This window comes from Nibrella saemangeumensis (genome assembly GCF_039541915.1).
GTDB lineage: Bacteria > Bacteroidota > Bacteroidia > Cytophagales > Spirosomataceae > Nibrella > Nibrella saemangeumensis.
Genome location: NZ_BAABHD010000072.1, coordinates 42,106 through 57,945, shown reverse-complemented (window position 1 = coordinate 57,945; position 15,840 = coordinate 42,106). Strand labels below are relative to the sequence as shown.

The 15,840-nt window shown below is 47.7% G+C and carries 14 protein-coding genes; 13 read left to right on the top strand and 1 reads right to left on the bottom strand.

What is annotated here, in order from left to right; translation table 11 throughout:
* Positions 1–3 precede the first annotated feature (3 nt).
* The 11 genes from ABD949_RS20395 to ABD949_RS20345 all read left to right on the top strand — a co-directional run bounded on the left by ABD949_RS20395 (position 4) and on the right by ABD949_RS20345 (position 13,137).
* Positions 4–1,386 carry a relaxase/mobilization nuclease domain-containing protein gene (locus tag ABD949_RS20395; RefSeq protein ID WP_345246441.1) on the top strand — a complete coding sequence of 461 codons (1,383 nt, stop codon included), beginning with the start codon at positions 4–6 and terminating at the stop codon, positions 1,384–1,386.
* Between the two features lie 158 nt (positions 1,387–1,544).
* Positions 1,545–1,904 carry a LytTR family transcriptional regulator DNA-binding domain-containing protein gene (locus ABD949_RS20390; RefSeq protein WP_345246439.1) on the top strand — a complete coding sequence of 120 codons (360 nt, stop codon included), beginning with the start codon at positions 1,545–1,547 and terminating at the stop codon, positions 1,902–1,904.
* A gap of 112 nt (positions 1,905–2,016) precedes the next feature.
* Complete coding sequence (locus ABD949_RS20385; RefSeq protein ID WP_345246437.1) at positions 2,017–4,119, top strand: YWFCY domain-containing protein; 2,103 nt, start codon at positions 2,017–2,019, stop codon at positions 4,117–4,119.
* Positions 4,120–4,133: 14 nt separating this feature from the next.
* On the top strand, positions 4,134–4,970 hold the full coding sequence (locus ABD949_RS20380; RefSeq protein WP_345246435.1) for a M23 family metallopeptidase: 837 nt from the start codon (positions 4,134–4,136) through the stop codon (positions 4,968–4,970).
* A complete protein-coding gene (locus tag ABD949_RS20375; protein ID WP_345246433.1) occupies positions 4,936–6,429 on the top strand; it encodes a hypothetical protein in 1,494 nt (497 codons plus the stop codon). The genes ABD949_RS20380 and ABD949_RS20375 overlap by 35 nt, the downstream gene beginning before the upstream one ends.
* Before the next feature lie 36 nt (positions 6,430–6,465).
* Positions 6,466–7,056, top strand: a complete 591-nt coding sequence (locus ABD949_RS20370) for a DUF3945 domain-containing protein (protein WP_345246431.1) — start codon at positions 6,466–6,468, stop codon at positions 7,054–7,056.
* A 53-nt stretch (positions 7,057–7,109) separates the two neighbouring features.
* Complete coding sequence (locus ABD949_RS20365; protein ID WP_345246429.1) at positions 7,110–7,919, top strand: DUF3945 domain-containing protein; 810 nt, start codon at positions 7,110–7,112, stop codon at positions 7,917–7,919.
* Between the two features lie 20 nt (positions 7,920–7,939).
* Positions 7,940–9,616 (top strand): DUF3945 domain-containing protein, encoded by a 1,677-nt coding sequence (locus tag ABD949_RS20360; protein WP_345246427.1) that lies wholly within the window; start codon positions 7,940–7,942, stop codon positions 9,614–9,616.
* A gap of 193 nt (positions 9,617–9,809) precedes the next feature.
* Entirely contained in the window at positions 9,810–10,541 is a 732-nt protein-coding gene (locus ABD949_RS20355; protein WP_345246425.1) for a hypothetical protein, read from the top strand.
* Positions 10,542–10,623: 82 nt separating this feature from the next.
* Complete coding sequence (locus tag ABD949_RS20350; RefSeq protein ID WP_345246423.1) at positions 10,624–11,811, top strand: DUF6166 domain-containing protein; 1,188 nt, start codon at positions 10,624–10,626, stop codon at positions 11,809–11,811.
* Positions 11,812–12,141: 330 nt separating this feature from the next.
* Positions 12,142–13,137, top strand: coding sequence for a DUF932 domain-containing protein (locus ABD949_RS20345; RefSeq protein ID WP_345246421.1), 996 nt, complete (start codon positions 12,142–12,144; stop codon positions 13,135–13,137).
* 52 nt (positions 13,138–13,189) lie between these two features.
* Here the strand turns inward: ABD949_RS20345 and ABD949_RS20340 are convergent, their stop codons facing one another.
* Positions 13,190–13,600 (bottom strand): lipocalin family protein, encoded by a 411-nt coding sequence (locus tag ABD949_RS20340; RefSeq protein ID WP_345246419.1) that lies wholly within the window; start codon positions 13,598–13,600, stop codon positions 13,190–13,192.
* Between the two features lie 309 nt (positions 13,601–13,909).
* On the opposite strand from ABD949_RS20340, the gene ABD949_RS20335 reads away from it, so the two are divergent.
* Both ABD949_RS20335 and ABD949_RS20330 read left to right on the top strand, forming a co-directional pair.
* On the top strand, positions 13,910–14,635 hold the full coding sequence (locus tag ABD949_RS20335) for a hypothetical protein (protein ID WP_345246417.1): 726 nt from the start codon (positions 13,910–13,912) through the stop codon (positions 14,633–14,635).
* Positions 14,636–15,168: 533 nt separating this feature from the next.
* Positions 15,169–15,825: a hypothetical protein gene (locus ABD949_RS20330; RefSeq protein ID WP_345246415.1), complete on the top strand. Its 657-nt coding sequence runs from the start codon at positions 15,169–15,171 to the stop codon at positions 15,823–15,825.
* The last annotated feature ends 15 nt before the right edge of the window (positions 15,826–15,840 follow it).

Sequence of the window (15,840 nt, the reverse complement as noted above, 5' to 3'; positions counted from 1 at the left end):
GCTGTGTTATACAACGAGCGAAAAGTACAGAAAGGGAGCGCCGAACGGATACAGATCAGTAATTATCCAGACGAAGAAACAGCTCAGCAGTACTTACAACATCGTATTGAGGTATTAGAGACCTACGCACGTTTCAACGAGCGAATCAGCAAGCCCGGCGCACATTTTTCGTTATCATTTCATCCGTCCGAGACAATCCCGGATGCCCAACTCCGCACCCTTGCGAGTGAGTTTCTACAGGAAATTCAGTATGGAAAACAACCATACCTGGTCTACCGCCATGATGACACCAATCATCCGCACATCCATATTGTCACCGTGTCAGTTGACATAAACGGAGATAAAATTTCGGATTCTTTTCTTAAGCAGCGGATCAATTCGACCCGTCAACAATTAGAGATACGCCATGGGCTGGTACGGGCCGAAGAGGCCAGGTTAAGTAAAAAAGTACAAAAGAGCACATTTCAGCTGGAAGCGAAAGCCGAATTAAGCGAAGCAGTGCGCAGGCTTTACGAGGAATACGGTTATAGCTCGCTGGAGGAGTTCTCGCAGTTATTAAGGGCAAACCGCATTCAGCTCAATAGGGTAGGAGGGAGCCAGGAAGGTAAACCGCTCCGTGGACTTACCTATCAACTTACCGATGGTGAGAAGCCAATCTCACCTCCCATCAAAGCCAGTGCGCTGCCCTTTACACCCACCTTGGATAAGCTGGAGAAGCAATTCAAATCAAATGGAAGCCGAAAGGAACAAGGAGTCGCCGAAATACGACAAACGTTGAAAACGGCTCTTGCTTCACAGACATTGTCGTCAAATAAGGAACTGAAGGAGGTTTTATTTAAGCAACGTATTGATTTGATAGACCATACTCAGGATTACTTCTACCTGGATCGTCAACGGAAGTTAATCTACTCCGCAAATGATCTTGGAAAGGCTTATACAAAAGACGGTCTTACCAACCTGTTTAACAAGACGGATAAACCTCAGGCCACTCTCACGAGAGAAGAGGCAAAAGCACTGGCCGCCAGAGTCTCCTACCACTACCGGCAATTTCGCGAGAATAATCCGTTAACGTTTGAAAGCCAGGTTGCCGAACATTTTCCGAATACCTACCTGGTGGAGTGCATACGGGCAGAAGGGTATCCGGGGGAAATAGCTGAGGTAGCCGTGAACAGCTTTGAACGGCATAAGCTCAGCCAGATAACCAATCTAAAGGAACAGCGGGATGTGGAGCAGCGAAATTCGGAAGAGCTGAATTGGGTGGATGTCCTGGGGAATACTTCGGAGCTATTTACCCTTATTGATGAAGCTACCGATACCAGACGGCAAAAACCGATGTACAGTCAGAAATTGAAAAATACCGGCTCCCGAAAACGACCTAGACAATGAATATTAGTCAGCCCATTACGGATATAAACCAGTTGATTTTCAGGTTCTAATATACGCATCAGGGAATAAGAAGATTCTTATAAATTTTAAAATACAGTTATAAGTATTGATTTATACTTGTCCTCGACTATATTTGGGTAGTTAAAGGAGGGTAAGATATGAAGGTAGTTGACAATAGGGCGTATATCCTATGGAAAGGAAAGCGTCGTGAAATTCCGCTCAGCCAGATCATTCAGGTGACCAGTATGGGACAGTACTGCAAGTTTCACCTTGAAGATGGCGAACAAATTATTACAACGGCTAACCTAAGGAAAGCACACTCGTTTCTCCCTGTTTTTTGGCGTATCCACTGGACTAAGCTGGTCAATCCCCAACATATCAGAACATGGGTTCGCCGGTCAGGATTGCTGGTGCTTTCCAATGGAGAAAAGTGCCGGATTGCCGACGGTCGATTGCCAGCGTTTCGTGAGCAGCATCGACTTTGGAAGCCTAACCCGAATACTTATCTCAGGGCATAGGATCAACTCCACTTCTTACTTTTTCAAAGCTAGGGGTCAATGCCGCACTAAGGGTGACTAGGCACTTTTTGTAGCATAGAGAAATATACATAATCATCTTCCAATTGCAACTATGTGTTCTACGGGCAGCAGCAACTACGATCAGGAGTGGCGGGGCATTCTCCAGACAATCTTGTTCATTGGATTTGTGCTAATAGGCTTTCATCTGTATTACTACTGCTACACCAGCTTCAGGCAGCATAACCTTACGTTTGCCGTTCTGGATACGTTTATCCGAAACCTGAATCAGAGTTCCGGTATTTTCGGGCATCCATTTATTTCCAAACTGTTGGCTCTGTTCGTGCTGGGCGTATATACATTCGGCAACAAAACAAGGAAAACACTAGATGTAACCTGGGCTGTGGTTGGTCGGTACGCCCTAATTGGCTTTATGCTCCTGATGGGGAACGGGTATATATTACACTGGTCAACCCTGTCAGTGGATAGCAGAGCCTTTGGCTACGGAATCACGACCATTGTTGCCTATTTGATGCTCATCAGGGCAGGGGCCTATGCCAATCGGATTATAGACCTGAAAATGGGCGATGATCCCTTTAATCGAGATAATGAATCCTTTGAGCAGGAGGAGATCATGCTACAGAATGAGTACTCCATCAATATCCCCACCCGATACTACTACAAAGGGAAGACCAAACAGGGGATGGTAAACGTCCCAAACCCTTTCCGGGCCACCATCGTCATTGGAACACCGGGCTCAGGTAAGTCGTTTGCTGTTATTTTTCAGTTTATCCGGCAGCACCTGGAGAAAGGGTTCTGCATGTACATCTATGATTTCAAATTTCCGGACTTGACCAAAATAGCCTATTACTACGCGTGCAAGTACCGTCAGGATAGCAAAGACTTCCCGACCTTCTACATTCTCGATTTCGACCATCCCCGCAGTTCGCACCGTTGCAATCCCCTGGCGGCTGAACTCATGACGGATATTGTCGATGCCCTGGAGGCTTCCCAAACGATTCTGCTCAATTTAAACAAATCCTGGATTAAGAAACAGGGCGACTTTTTTACCGAGTCACCTATCAACTTCTTTGCGGCCATCATATGGTACCTGAAATTATACCAGGACCGGAAAATGGCGGAATGGCAGGCTAAGGGCCGGGAGGACGAGACTGCGGAACCTAAGCCAAACTACTGCACGTTTCCGCATGCTATAAAAATGGCAGGCTTACCCTACTCATATTTGTTCCCGCTCCTCCAATCCGAGCCCGAACTGAACAGCCTGCTCATCCCATTTGCCAGTGCGCTGGAAAAAGGTGCGTTTGATCAATTGGAAGGTCAAATTGCTTCCGCCCGCATCCCGCTGGGACGGCTAGACTCCAAGACGTTGTTCTGGCTGCTCACCGGTAATGACTTTACCTTAGACATTAATAATCCGCTCGATCCGAAGATACTTTGCGTTGGCAACAACCCAAAACGGCAAGACGTATATGGTGCAGCGTTAGGGCTTATAAACTCACGGGTTCTTCGGTTAGTAAACCAGAAAGGTCGGCGTAAATGCTCCATTATCGTGGACGAATTACCAACCATTTATTTTAGGGGACTTGATAACCTGATTGCAACCGGCCGCTCCAATAAGGTATGCACCACGTTGGGTGTACAGGATCTCAGCCAGTTGAAACGGGAGTACGGAGACCGGGAGGCTGAGGCCTTGTTCAATACCATCGGAAACGTGTTCAGCGGCCAGGTAGGAGGGGAGACCGCCCGAATCCTGTCAACCAGTTTTGGAAAGAACAAACAGATTCGCCAGAACTTCACCTTCACCAAAGACGATACTAATATCCAGTTTTCGGAGAATATGGATTCGCTGATTCCCGAATCCAAAATAGCCAACCTCAGCCAAGGATACTTCGTCGGTAAAGTGGCCGATAACTTCACGGAACGCGTTGCCCAAAAGATATTCCACGCAGAATTGGTAGTCGATCCGGAAATGAAGAAAGAGATCGAAGCGTTTGAGAAAATGCCTCTGCCTCAACTGGATGACCTCACTGAAGATCGCATCTCGAATACTGAGTTCGAACAGGTCATTGCCGAAAATTACCGGCAGGTAGAAGCGGATATTAACAACCTGCTGATTGAAGAACTGTACCGCCTGCGGGATTCCGAAGAATACGCGCACCTGGTCGAGGAATTGTCATTTGATGATGCTGAGCGCTGAATAACACGAAAGCTATGTTTGCCAATTACCGTTTACTTTTTCTATTGCTGGGTTGCTGTTTTCCGAAGAACAGTCAGGCTCAGGTGATATTCAGCCCTAAACAGCGTGAAAAGCCGCTAATCATTACGCGGCTGGATCGGGAGGCCATAGAAAAACAGGATGGTGCGGTTGACACCAGCCGAATTGTTATACATCCTTTGGGTCAGCACACGGAGTTGTATGCGCAACGGATTGATCAGGTACTTGATTCTCTGGAGCTACTGGAGCGAAATCTTAGGCAGGCTGTGAGTGAGGCTCAGCGATTACGAAAAAAGGACCTGTTAGCCCGGTACCGCAGCATACCGTCTATTCTACCCATCCGGCTGGCCTTCCAAAGGGAGTTTCGTGTCAGTAGTCCGTTCGGCGTTCGCTGGCATCCGATAACGGGGCAGCTACAAAACCATGCCGGTATCGATATACCCAGCCCCGAAGGTACCAACGTGTATGCTGCGGCCGATGGGATCGTCGATAAAGTGGTGGAGCAGCCTGGTGGTTTGGGAATAGCCGTTTATATCCGGCATGAAAGCGGTTTTCAAACCATCTACGGGCATTTATCCAAGTATTCGGTAAAGCCGGGAGAGTGGGTAAACCAGGGCGAATCAATAGCGGAAGTGGGCTCAACCGGCAGATCTACGGGGCCTCACCTGCACTATGCAGTGACTCAAAAGGGCGTGGCCTTAAACCCGTCTGATTTTTGTTTTCTGCTGCTGATCAAGCTAAAGAAGATGAAGTCAGAAAATGCTTCGCTGACTACTTCAAACCGTCGACCGATGGCTAGTGCAAAAAGCACGGCAAACCGTGCGAGAAAATGAGATTGATACCAAAACGCTAATCAGTATGTCTTCACCAACACAAGCGCCACCAACCGACGTGGCCAACCAACCGTACCGATTTACAAAAGAGGATATGGAACGGCTGCAAACCAGGGGAGAGCTGCCTCCATCTGTATGGGATGAGTTTCAACAAACGGGTCGGCTGCGGCCAGCTCATGAAGAAGTTGTGCGGATGGAACTGGGACGCCGATTGTGGCGTCAGGAAACTAACCTGCCTGAGCAACTACTTCAGATTTACCGAGTACCTGAATACAAAAAGGAAGCCGACTCATTGGCTATCTGGCGCGAGAGTACTTATCCGATAAACCTGGCCAGGCACGAAGAAGCTTTACAGGCAAAAGCTCAAAGTCCAACTGTACCGGAAAACTCTGTTGTTACGTTGAATGCTCCGGTTAAAACAGAGAATGAATTAGTCACCGTACCAATTGTAATCGAACAACGACAACAAGCACCGCTACCTCATCAGGAATCGACTAGCCTGCCCGTGGGCGAACAGATTCCAAAAACGGCTGAAAATAATCGGGAGCGTGTAGCGTCAACGAACGATCAGATTATTGAAGAACGACCTGTTCAGGCATATGCAGAGGATCCGATTCAACATAAGGAGTCTTCACCCGCAGAGGAAAAACCTACAATTCAAGTCACGTGGGATATAGCGACTGACGCCGAGAAAGGACAAAGGCAGGACTATCAGTTGCTGTTACCACCCGAAGCAGAACACCTCCGTAGTTATTTAGAAAGCGATAAACTGCTAGCTAATCCGGATCTGACTACACGCTTATACGACGCTGGCTTACAAAAAGAGGAACTGGCGGCACAACTACAAGCCATTGGCGTCACCGATAACCCACAGCATGTAAACCAGTTAACTGACTACCTCTGGGATGTTCATGAGTTCGTAAAGGACCTTGACCTCAGTAACATCGATCCCACTAAGACATACCGGGTTCAATATTCAATACCGTCAGATGGTCAGCATACCGAGCTTCAGTCGACCATCGTTCCGCCGGCCCCTGAACCTATTCCGCCGGAACTGGGAATCGAACTTGTCAGGGGAGGATTGCTCGCCAATTTTTTTCATAATCTGCAAAAAAATTACAGCGCAGCAAACATTCAGGTTTACCAGTCGCTGCGGTTCCTGGAAGTCTCCTCACCTGATCTTAACGAAAGCAATGGATTACCGGGTCAGGAACAATCGAATCTGAAAAAACTGGAGCAGACCACCCGATTCCAGTGGGACCAGGTTGCGGATCAACTTACCCATTTTGGGTTTACACCAGAGAAGTTACAGGAAACCGGGGCACTTCAAAATTTTCTTAATGGTGGTAAAACCGGACTGATTACCCTGGAGCGCACCATTAACAACAATCCTCAGGTGCTGGTCGGTAAGATTTACATCGTAGCGCATCCCGAACTTGGACCACGGGTACACTTCTAGCCGAAACGAAATGTCCTGACGGTTCCCAACGAGTTTTTGGGCTTTACCTTTAATGAGGAAGAAAAGAAAACCCTCAAAGAGAATGGTAACCTTGGGAAACTCGTAACCTTACAGGACAATGTTTCCCGGCAAACGTTTCAAGGCTACATCGGAATCGATCAGGAAACGAATGGCCTAACTGTTTTTAGGGCTGATCGCCTGAAAATGCCCGACGAAATACGAGGGGTGAAGCTATCCCCGGTGCAGAAGGAGCAACTTTTACAAGGTGGTGCGGTACTGCTTTCCGGACTAGCCGGCAGCAATGGGCAGAAGTATGAGGCTTACGTTCAAATCAACGCGGCCAAACGGTCGCTGTCTTTTGCTCCCCTTGCCGGAAATTCGGTCAAACAAACAGTCAATGTGGCCACTGCTCAGGAATTGGAACGGCCTAGCCAGGCTTTGAAAGGAACCGATAGCCGACATAGTCTGAAGACGGAGCAGAAGACAGCCAAAGCGACTAACAACATGAAGCGGGATAATGACCAGCAACAGGTAAAACTGGAGAATCCCCAAAAACTGCGCCGGCTACCTAAGATCAAAAATCAACCTGCTAAAAAACTGAATCAGCGCCGGTCCCGAGAGACTTAAGCCCAGGCTGGCCGCCCTGTTTCTACAGTAAACCAAAAAATTAAATTATACATATGGAGGCAAATCAGACCAGCCAGGACCGCCCGGCGCGGTATCCTACGTCCCTACTCGCAGAGCTGACATCCCGATTCGGTATTGAATTGGATGATGCGAATGCCAAAAAATTGCTCAACGGGCAGAAAACAGATCTGCAGATGTTGCCGGATGGTACCATACGTAAGTTCTACCTGACCCATTCTCCCGACCAGGGTATCCATATCAACCAGATCGAACCGCGCAAAGAATTGACCCTAAGCAGTGATTATCTGGGTCACGCCTTCACCGAAGAAGACAAAAACAGGCTTCAGAAATACGGAGAAATGGGTCGACGGGTTGACCTCAACGATGCGATTACGAACCAGCCATTTAAAGGATATATCGGTGTCGATGCCGACACTAAAACACTGACGGTGTTGCGAGAAGATCGATTCCGGTTTCCGGAGCATATAAAAGGCGTACAGCTCAACGAGCAGCAGAAAGAAAGCCTACGCGATGGCAAACTAACGCCAATTCATGGCATGACTGGAGCCGATGGACAGTCATTCGATGCGCTGGTGCAGGTATCGGCGGCCAAGCGGTCACTAATTTTTCGGCGACTGCCGCAGCCTGCCCAGCAGGAACAACAGAAAGCAGACGCTAACCCTCAGGTCACGCCGGTAGCTGAGGTAGTAACCAAGCCTAATAAAGCAACTAGCCAGAAGACGGGTGAGCGGAAGCAGCCCAAAAACGCAAACGAGAAGCCAGCCGAAAAAACGATAAAGAGTAAGCTGCCCAAGGCCAAGAATACAACATCGCCGAAGAAAACGCCCAAACTCAAGGTTTAAAATTTCTAATCCGTCTATTCATGATACATACTATTCCAGATACCTTTATGGGCTATACGTTTTCGGAAGAAGACAAACAGAACCTTTCCCACGTCGGTGAATTAGGTAAGTTAGTAACCCTCCATGAACCGCCGGCAGGACCGATTCAGGCGTACGTAGCCTTTGAGCCTGAGCGTCAGGCGCTGGTCTTTATGCGTCAGCAGGATTTCCGCTTACCGAAACAGGTTAAAGGCGTTTCGTTGACCCCACAGCAACAACAGGAGTTAGCCAGTGGAAAACGCATCGAATTAGCAGGCCTGCTATCACCCACCGGTAAGACGTATTCCGCATCGGTTCAGATTTCTGCAGCCCGTCGTTCGCTGTCCATTAAGCCTGCGCAGCAGCGCCCCCTGTCCAGTCTCGATTATAAGCAGATTGATCTGATTGAATTCTTCCTGCACCATGAGGGTCTTTACCATCGGCGCGATAAAGGTAGCCTGACGGCGCAGTTTGTGGTCTTTGAACGAGGAAAAGGAAGTGGTGATACGCTGATCGTTTCCAGAGCCAAGAACCGATACTTTAATCCGAACGATGATCGCGAACGGGGTACCCTCCTGGATTACCTAGCGAACAAACTAAAGGTCAGTATTCAATCGAAGGACGGTTGGCGGCAAGTGGCGGTAGTAGTACAGCGTTACCTCGGCAATGAACTCCCAAACCATGTGATTGCTGAACACGGCACAACGAAGTCGGTCGATGAACCCAGAAAACCGACTTTTTCGTTGCTGCCGTTTACGGAGCGTGACTACCTGATACAAAGCCGGCACCTGTCGGAGCGTACGCTGGAAGCAACAGAATTTACCGGGGCTATTCACAATTGGCACTACCAGCACGAGAAATCCGGAAAGGAGTACATCAATACGGCTTTCCCGGTAACCTGGCAGGGAGAGGTTCACGCGCTGATCATCCGGAATGATGGCATTAATATCAGCATTGGCAACAAACGTTTGGGAATCTGGCTAAGTCGGTTAGATACAGAAATGCACCCAAAGGAAATTTTCATTACGGAAAATCCCATTGACGCGCTGGCTTACCATGAACTTCATCCCCCTGCTCAACCCCTGGATCGGTTATACCTGGCAACAGGTGGTACATTCAGTGAACAAACACCGGGGTATATTCAACAATTAATTGATACCTACCAGCCGGAACGGATTGTACTCGGTAACGATAATGACCAGCCCGGTATTAAGTTGAATTTACGGCTGCTGAGTGCTTTAAAGAATTCGGAGCTGGAGAATTCGCTCCAATTTCGTTTCACAGCCTTTAAAGACCAATGCCGTGTAGAACTGACTGTTTTGCCGGGTCAGGTTGAGAAACTAAAGGAAATAGAAAACTTTCTGTACAAGGCGTTAAAGCTAACGTCCGAACCAGGCAACCCCGCAGAAACTAATGAGCCATGGCAACGGACGCTTACGTTTCCGAATCGCCGGGAATACCTGGTACGGGCTGAAAAAGCCATAATACAACTGAATGGACTTTCCCAACAGGTGCATATTTTACGACCTATGGAGAAGGACTGGAACGATCAGCTCCGTATTAAAAAAGGCATTCCGATACCAGCCAAGCCAAACCAGGAACAGAACGAAGCAAAGAGAAAACTGCCGGCGCTTTCTAAAGAGGGCGATATTCAGCTACAGGCTCAATTGAGAATTTAATTGAACTGAAACAACCAGGATTAATAAACGCTAACGCGTTAATCAGGCCGTAGGGGAGGAGGGTGGCAGGGAATGTGTTATCCGGGTGAATATAGCCTAAAAATGCTTGGCGTATTCGCCTGTTTTTGCTAAATTTATACTGTTAATCAATCAGTTAACTATTGCGCCAACGGTGTCACAGTTGGATTTAATCATGGCAAAGACCACGCAAACGTCCGCCCTTGTTGCCCCAGTATCCGCTCCCGAATCGACCACCCCAAACCTCTACCCCTGGCAGTATGTAGACGAAGGTAGTGGTGAAGAACTCTCCCGATTTAAATATCTTGAGGGCCATCCGCGTCAGTACCGTTTTGATGCTAAGGAAGGCGTATTTAATATCAATGGGACCGATAAGATAGGCAGGACGCTCACCTTCCAGCCCTTGGCCTGGCGGATCTTCACGGACAACATTTTGGGTATGGGGACCAAAAACTGGGCGGAAATCTTCTTTCTCGATGAGAAGAACAACGTATCGGCGGTGTTATTTCACGGTTATTCAGTGGATAATATTTTCCGACTTATCGAACCACTGTTTTACGATGACCTGACGCTGGCTGATGTCGTCATTACGGCGGTGGCCGAGAAGAAGGAGAATACAAAAATACAGCCGAAGGGTGTGTATTACATTGCTACCTTCAGCTATAAGTTGGCGGATCGTGAGACCACCGAAGTACTAAAACAATTTGGCCAGGTAACCAAGATCTTCCGGCAGGAAACGCTCACCGATATTGCCAATATCAAGACCGCCTATAATTATCACAATCCGTTCCAGTGTGAAGCCTGTGAGGGTATAGCGGCCATTGATGAGGTTCAAACCCAGGCGGATGCAGAACCGCAAATTGGAAACGCTTTGCCTGCGTCTACTGATAACGAGCCAGTGGCCTAATGTAAGTAGGTAGGGGTGGGGCTTTCGGCCCTACCCCTGTACACAAGTTTACATCAGTCTATTCCCTGAATTATTTTCACTCATGCCATTAGCTATTGATAAAACGTGTTTTCTGATTGAAGGACAACCGCAACATCAGCAGCAAGATGTTCGGTTGTGGGTTGATGGACAGGAACTACCACTGGCCCCCAGCCTGGCAGTAGCTAATCACTCCCCCGGCGGATTTGAATACGGCTATGCCGGCAGTGGTCCTGCTCAAACCGCCTTAGCGATCTGCCTGTTTATCTTTAAAGAACCTTTTATTGCCCGTGTCCTGTACCAGGACTTTAAACGAGTCTTTGTTGCCCGGTGGCCGCAAGGGAAGCCTTTTCATCTGGAGATCGATGTAACAGATTTTATTCTGGAAAACCGTGAACGTATTGAGCAGGCTCAGGAGCAGGAGACATTGTACCAACAGTACCTCAGCGAATCAGTTGAGGAGGAAAAAACTGTTTCGGACAGTAGTGCTATACTTGTTTCCGAAGCCTCTCCAGGTTCTTTTGTGCTGAGTCCATCAGCGGAGGTGCATTGGCTCTCCTTTTTAGGTTATAAAGTTCATCCGAGCCGTTGCCGTATTGACCTGTACCGGGCCTCCCAATTCGCCGTGCTGACCGACATCGGTGAGGGTACCAGCGTCACTAACGAAGTGGAAACAATAGCGGCCTTAGTTTGTCAACGCTTTACGCTTAACCCGGAAACGATGCGCTTTATTGAGCAGTACCGGCACGGCAACCGCGAGCAAACAACGGATTGGGTTAAGTTTGAATCCTGGAAATATATTTCCGGTACGATTCAATTTTATGAACCTGAATGGTACCCTATTCCTCAGCCTGAATTTAACGCCATCATTGAGGAGGCAGAGAAAATAGAGGTTGCGGCCGTCTTTGAACTCTTGAAAACGACTGTCACTATAAAAGGAATCGTGGGTGGCGAATCAAACGTTAACGAACTATGGGTAAATGATACCAGGCTTTTCAGCGCTTACGATTCCACTATAGGTTTAGAATTTCAATGGGGTGGGTTACAAGTGGGTAGCCTGGAAACCGCTCGCCAGATATGCTGGTACCTTTTCAGGCATCCGGCAACCATTGAGCGGCTAACCCCGCTCTTTCTAAAGCATTATGTGAGTACGTGGCCAACGCAGCAGCTGTTTACCTGTGAATTGTCACTTCCGGAGGTAGTTCAGCGCTTTACTACCGTGTTGGAAGAGGCTGGATTTCCCCTTATCTGAGGCACTAGTCCTGTTCAATTATGTTCATTTTAAACCTTAATAGTTTAATGTCTGCTTAAGGGAAGGAGGGTGTTTTAAGATTCTGTTAATCAGGATTTTGGTCTTGTTTGTTGCGTTGGTAAGCCTTATCTTTATAGTGTTATTCAACAATGCGGGTGGCGGTGTTAAGGCCACTAAATGTATGTTTCTGCTTCGGTTGCCTCACGGGTGTGTAGCCCTGTTATCGTCTCTGTTATATCGTCTTGTTTTGTCCTGGCTTTCTGGTTGAGGGGTGCAGCTTTTCCTCCAGTTGCAATTCTCAATTCAAACTTCTAATTAATCAGCTAAGCCATGACTACAATTTCAAATACCCTGACTACTTCTTCTTCCTGGGACACCATCTGCTTTCCGGTACGGGCGGAGCGTTTATGTGATTATTTACCGAATGATTTTCAGGTGCTAGCATCGGACCGCCGGCGCATTGTAGTAGGCGACCTGCCCAATGGTGCCAAAGGGGTATTTGCCGTCCAGAGTGAAGATTACAGCATAGCACCCAATGCTCTCATCAGGTCGGTAGTCGAGCAGGAGATAACCCGTTATGAAATGAATATCCGCGCTTCTCAGAAAGGCGAGTACAGCATCAACATCATCCTGCCCGATATTATCCAGGTAGGAGGGGAGCGGCTCCATAAGAACTTAATTATCAACAATTCATATACGGGTAAAACGCCCTTTACCATTCAGGGTATGACGGTCAATACCCGCACCAGACGAGAAAGCCGGGTTCGAGTCAGCTATTACCGAAAAGTTTGTGCGAATGGGTTAATGGGCTGGGTCGATTCATTTCTGAGTATGGATGAGTATCTGAATTGGCTGATTGCCGGGAAACCGAAGAAATATGAAGATGCTCGGGATGAGCGAACGTCCATTGAGGAAGTGGTCCACACCGAAACGGACAAGGAAATGGTGGTAGAAGGCCGCTTTACACACAAGCATCTGGAACTGGACTGGCTGGCCACCTACCTGAAACAAACCATCCGGGCTTTCCTAACCCATGAAGGAAGCCTGACGGCACAGGTGTATGAGCGGTTGGCCCAGACATCGCTGGCCGATCATCGGGTAGAAACTGTTCTGGCTGCTACTAAACTGCCAAAAATGCTGGCCAAACTGGCGCTAGAGCGTATGCAGTATGAAGAACGATTGCTGAAATCTGAGCCTACCCTGTGGCTGGTCTATAACGCCGTTAACTATGCGCTGCACCAGGGTGATTCCAGTCTAACCATTAGCGAGCGGTTCAAAGCTGATGAAGCCGCCCTGCATCGATTGGTAGCCTTAACGCTAAACTGACAGGTTGAAACGGACGAAGCTCCTGGAACGCTCCAGGAGCTTCGTCCGTTTTTCATCGAATCCGGGTCAGCTTTATGGTAAATACATGCGGTTTGTTATCAAAGTCACCAGCATCAATTCGGTTCTTCCAGGTCATCGTATTACCGTCGACGCTCACATCAGTGTAGGTCAACGTACCGAAGTATTTACCTGGTTGATCGTTATCAATGGTTAGTACCAGTTCGTTACGCTTAACGGTCCAGGTACCCCCTTTCCAGGAAAACACTTTGTCGGCCGACGAGCAGGAGGTTGGGGATAGTCGGGTCGCGCGTTTGGCGGCAGAAAAGGTAAGTTGCGTTTCCGCAATGCAGGTTGGGCTAACCACCTGCTGGTAAATGGATATAACGTCAGTAACATCACCCAGGGAGGTGGTGACCGCCGGCGAGGCTGTTATGGTGGTTATTTGCCAGCTACCGGTTACCAAACTGGGCTCCAGATCTGTTTCTTTTCGGCATCCCCATAGGACACTTATTATTAACGCAACTTGCCAAATCCATCGGTTTCGCACCTGGTACAGCAAGTTTGATTTTCGCAATCTAAAAAGTTTATTCATGTGGTAAAGTAACTAGTGGCTCCGGTAAACCGGAATATGGGATTCTTTGCAAAATCTGGCAACGTGTTGGTAAAGAATATAGCAAAGGTGCCCCCTGTTTCTGGATGGACAGGGAAGGTCATCCCCTGAAGGATACCAGTCTTTTTGTAGTTTTACGGGCTGGGACTTATCTTTTTAGCCATGCCCTCATTTTCCGAAATGCCGTCTGGTCTGTCCATTGTTCAAACAGGTACGTACCTGTTCCCTGCAGAATTCGAGAAAAAAGGGAACATGGACCAATACACCCGCTACGGCGACTACTTTATTATACAGCGACAAACTGAGTCTGCTGTGAGGAATGATACGAACGGTGAAGGAGTAGAACGTTATGCTGAATTTATCCAGGTGAAATCTGGTCGACGGGCGCATTTAGTACCGGTTCGATCCTGGCAGGACCAGTGGCTGGTGTATGCTATTGCCAGAGTCCACCGACTACCGAAGCAGGAATTACCACCCGAATTGAGTCGTATTCAAGTTAATCAACGGTTTACAGTAGATGAAATCCGGCGAATCGGTGATGTGGTAATTTACCGCCGGATGTTAGGGGAGGAGCCCTGGGATTACTGTGTACAATACCGCAACATCGTCCAGCACGGTCTTACCCCTCAAGCCGCGATTGCAAATTGGCGGGCCGATGAACGTAAGCGGAAGCAGAGCGATGAGGTAACCATCAACCAGCAGTTTGCAAGGCAGCGAGGTATCACAGCGGAAGTGTATGCCCATTTCTGCGCTGACAATAATCTGAATCTTGAAGACTCATATACCCGTAAGGAGCTACGGGCGTATGTAGTTAAGAACAGAAAAATGAACTGCATGCAGTATCAATCGACTCTTCGCCAGTTAGGTATTCCGCTGAATTGTAAGTGAAGTAAAACTGACTGCAAACTGACAATTTTAGCAGAGGTGTTAAAAAACGGGGGTACCTTTGCTATATTTTGACCATTTCAGTCACAGGTTGAACACAGTCGACGGGTTCTTATAGTATACTTGACAGACTATTCCTGATGGTCCAAATTTGGTTGGGACATCAGGATTCGTATCTGTGAGAAAGCTATGAGAGTGTTATCCCTTCTGTTTCCGTTCCTATCTTTTCTACTAAGGGCCCGTCCTTTTGCTGCGATTTTTAGCCTATTTCTACAGCTCACAATTGTTGGCTGGCCATTTGCCGCCATGTGGGCCCTTGCCGATTTAGTTTCCTACCAAAGCAAGCGCAATTTCCGACTGACTATGAAATACCTTCGGCAATTAGAAAAAGAAGGTAAGGTCAAAATTAGTGTAGGCCATCCATTCATTAATTGAATTAAAGTTTAGTTTATAAAGTAAAGTTGAATTTATAAACTAAACTTTAATGTATAATTAAGTTTAATTAATTTTGGTCTGCAAACAAACAGTTACAGGGTATGGCTATCATCACAATTGACACAACAAAAGAACTGACTCGTAAAGAGTACATAGATTTTGTACAGAAAACGAAGGGAGAGTCTATAAGTGAGAGTCGTATCTCACAATTAGTAACCGCTAATAAGCTCAAAGTACGCGATTACCCGGAACTCAACAACCTTCAATTGATTGTTCTGGACGACGATGAGCAAGCTCTGGCACAGGGTCGCTTCACGACCACGCAGGCCATTCATACCTATTCGTATAAAGAACTAGGATTGATGTTCGGTAAGCTGATACAGGATCTAAACAACGAGGTTGGAAACGCGAAAACCCTGCAAACCGAGAAACAGGAACAGATTGACCATCTGGCTTCTCAACTGCTGGAGGTGGAAGCTAGCCGGGACGAGGCTCACCAGCAAATTAATCAACTTATCGAATCGGTGAACCAGGCAGCAAATGAAAAACAGCAGTGGTTAGTAAAGGAAAAAGATCTTGACGCTCAGTTAGAGTTGAGCCGGGCTGAAAACGTTCAATTGAAAGAGCGGCTGACAGCGCTGCAGCAGAAGCTGGACGCGGAGAGCGGCTTCCGAGCCGAATTCGAAGATTTTAAGCAATTAATGATGAACCTCCTCCAGGAGAACAAACCAGCAAAGAAACGCAAGGCTCAGCCTTAAAGCTGGCGTTACGCT

Bases quoted from the DNA above. Each gene is read 5' to 3' on its own strand.
- ABD949_RS20335 (WP_345246417.1), top strand. From the start codon at position 13,910: ATGCCCTCATTTTCCGAAATGCCGTCTGGTCTGTCCATTGTTCAAACA.
- ABD949_RS20380 (WP_345246435.1), top strand. From the start codon at position 4,134: ATGTTTGCCAATTACCGTTTACTTTTTCTATTGCTGGGTTGCTGTTTT.
- ABD949_RS20345 (WP_345246421.1), top strand. From the start codon at position 12,142: ATGACTACAATTTCAAATACCCTGACTACTTCTTCTTCCTGGGACACC.
- ABD949_RS20390 (WP_345246439.1), top strand. From the start codon at position 1,545: ATGAAGGTAGTTGACAATAGGGCGTATATCCTATGGAAAGGAAAGCGT.
- ABD949_RS20360 (WP_345246427.1), top strand. From the start codon at position 7,940: ATGATACATACTATTCCAGATACCTTTATGGGCTATACGTTTTCGGAA.
- ABD949_RS20350 (WP_345246423.1), top strand. From the start codon at position 10,624: ATGCCATTAGCTATTGATAAAACGTGTTTTCTGATTGAAGGACAACCG.
- ABD949_RS20330 (WP_345246415.1), top strand. From the start codon at position 15,169: ATGGCTATCATCACAATTGACACAACAAAAGAACTGACTCGTAAAGAG.
- ABD949_RS20385 (WP_345246437.1), top strand. From the start codon at position 2,017: ATGTGTTCTACGGGCAGCAGCAACTACGATCAGGAGTGGCGGGGCATT.
- ABD949_RS20365 (WP_345246429.1), top strand. From the start codon at position 7,110: ATGGAGGCAAATCAGACCAGCCAGGACCGCCCGGCGCGGTATCCTACG.
- ABD949_RS20355 (WP_345246425.1), top strand. From the start codon at position 9,810: ATGGCAAAGACCACGCAAACGTCCGCCCTTGTTGCCCCAGTATCCGCT.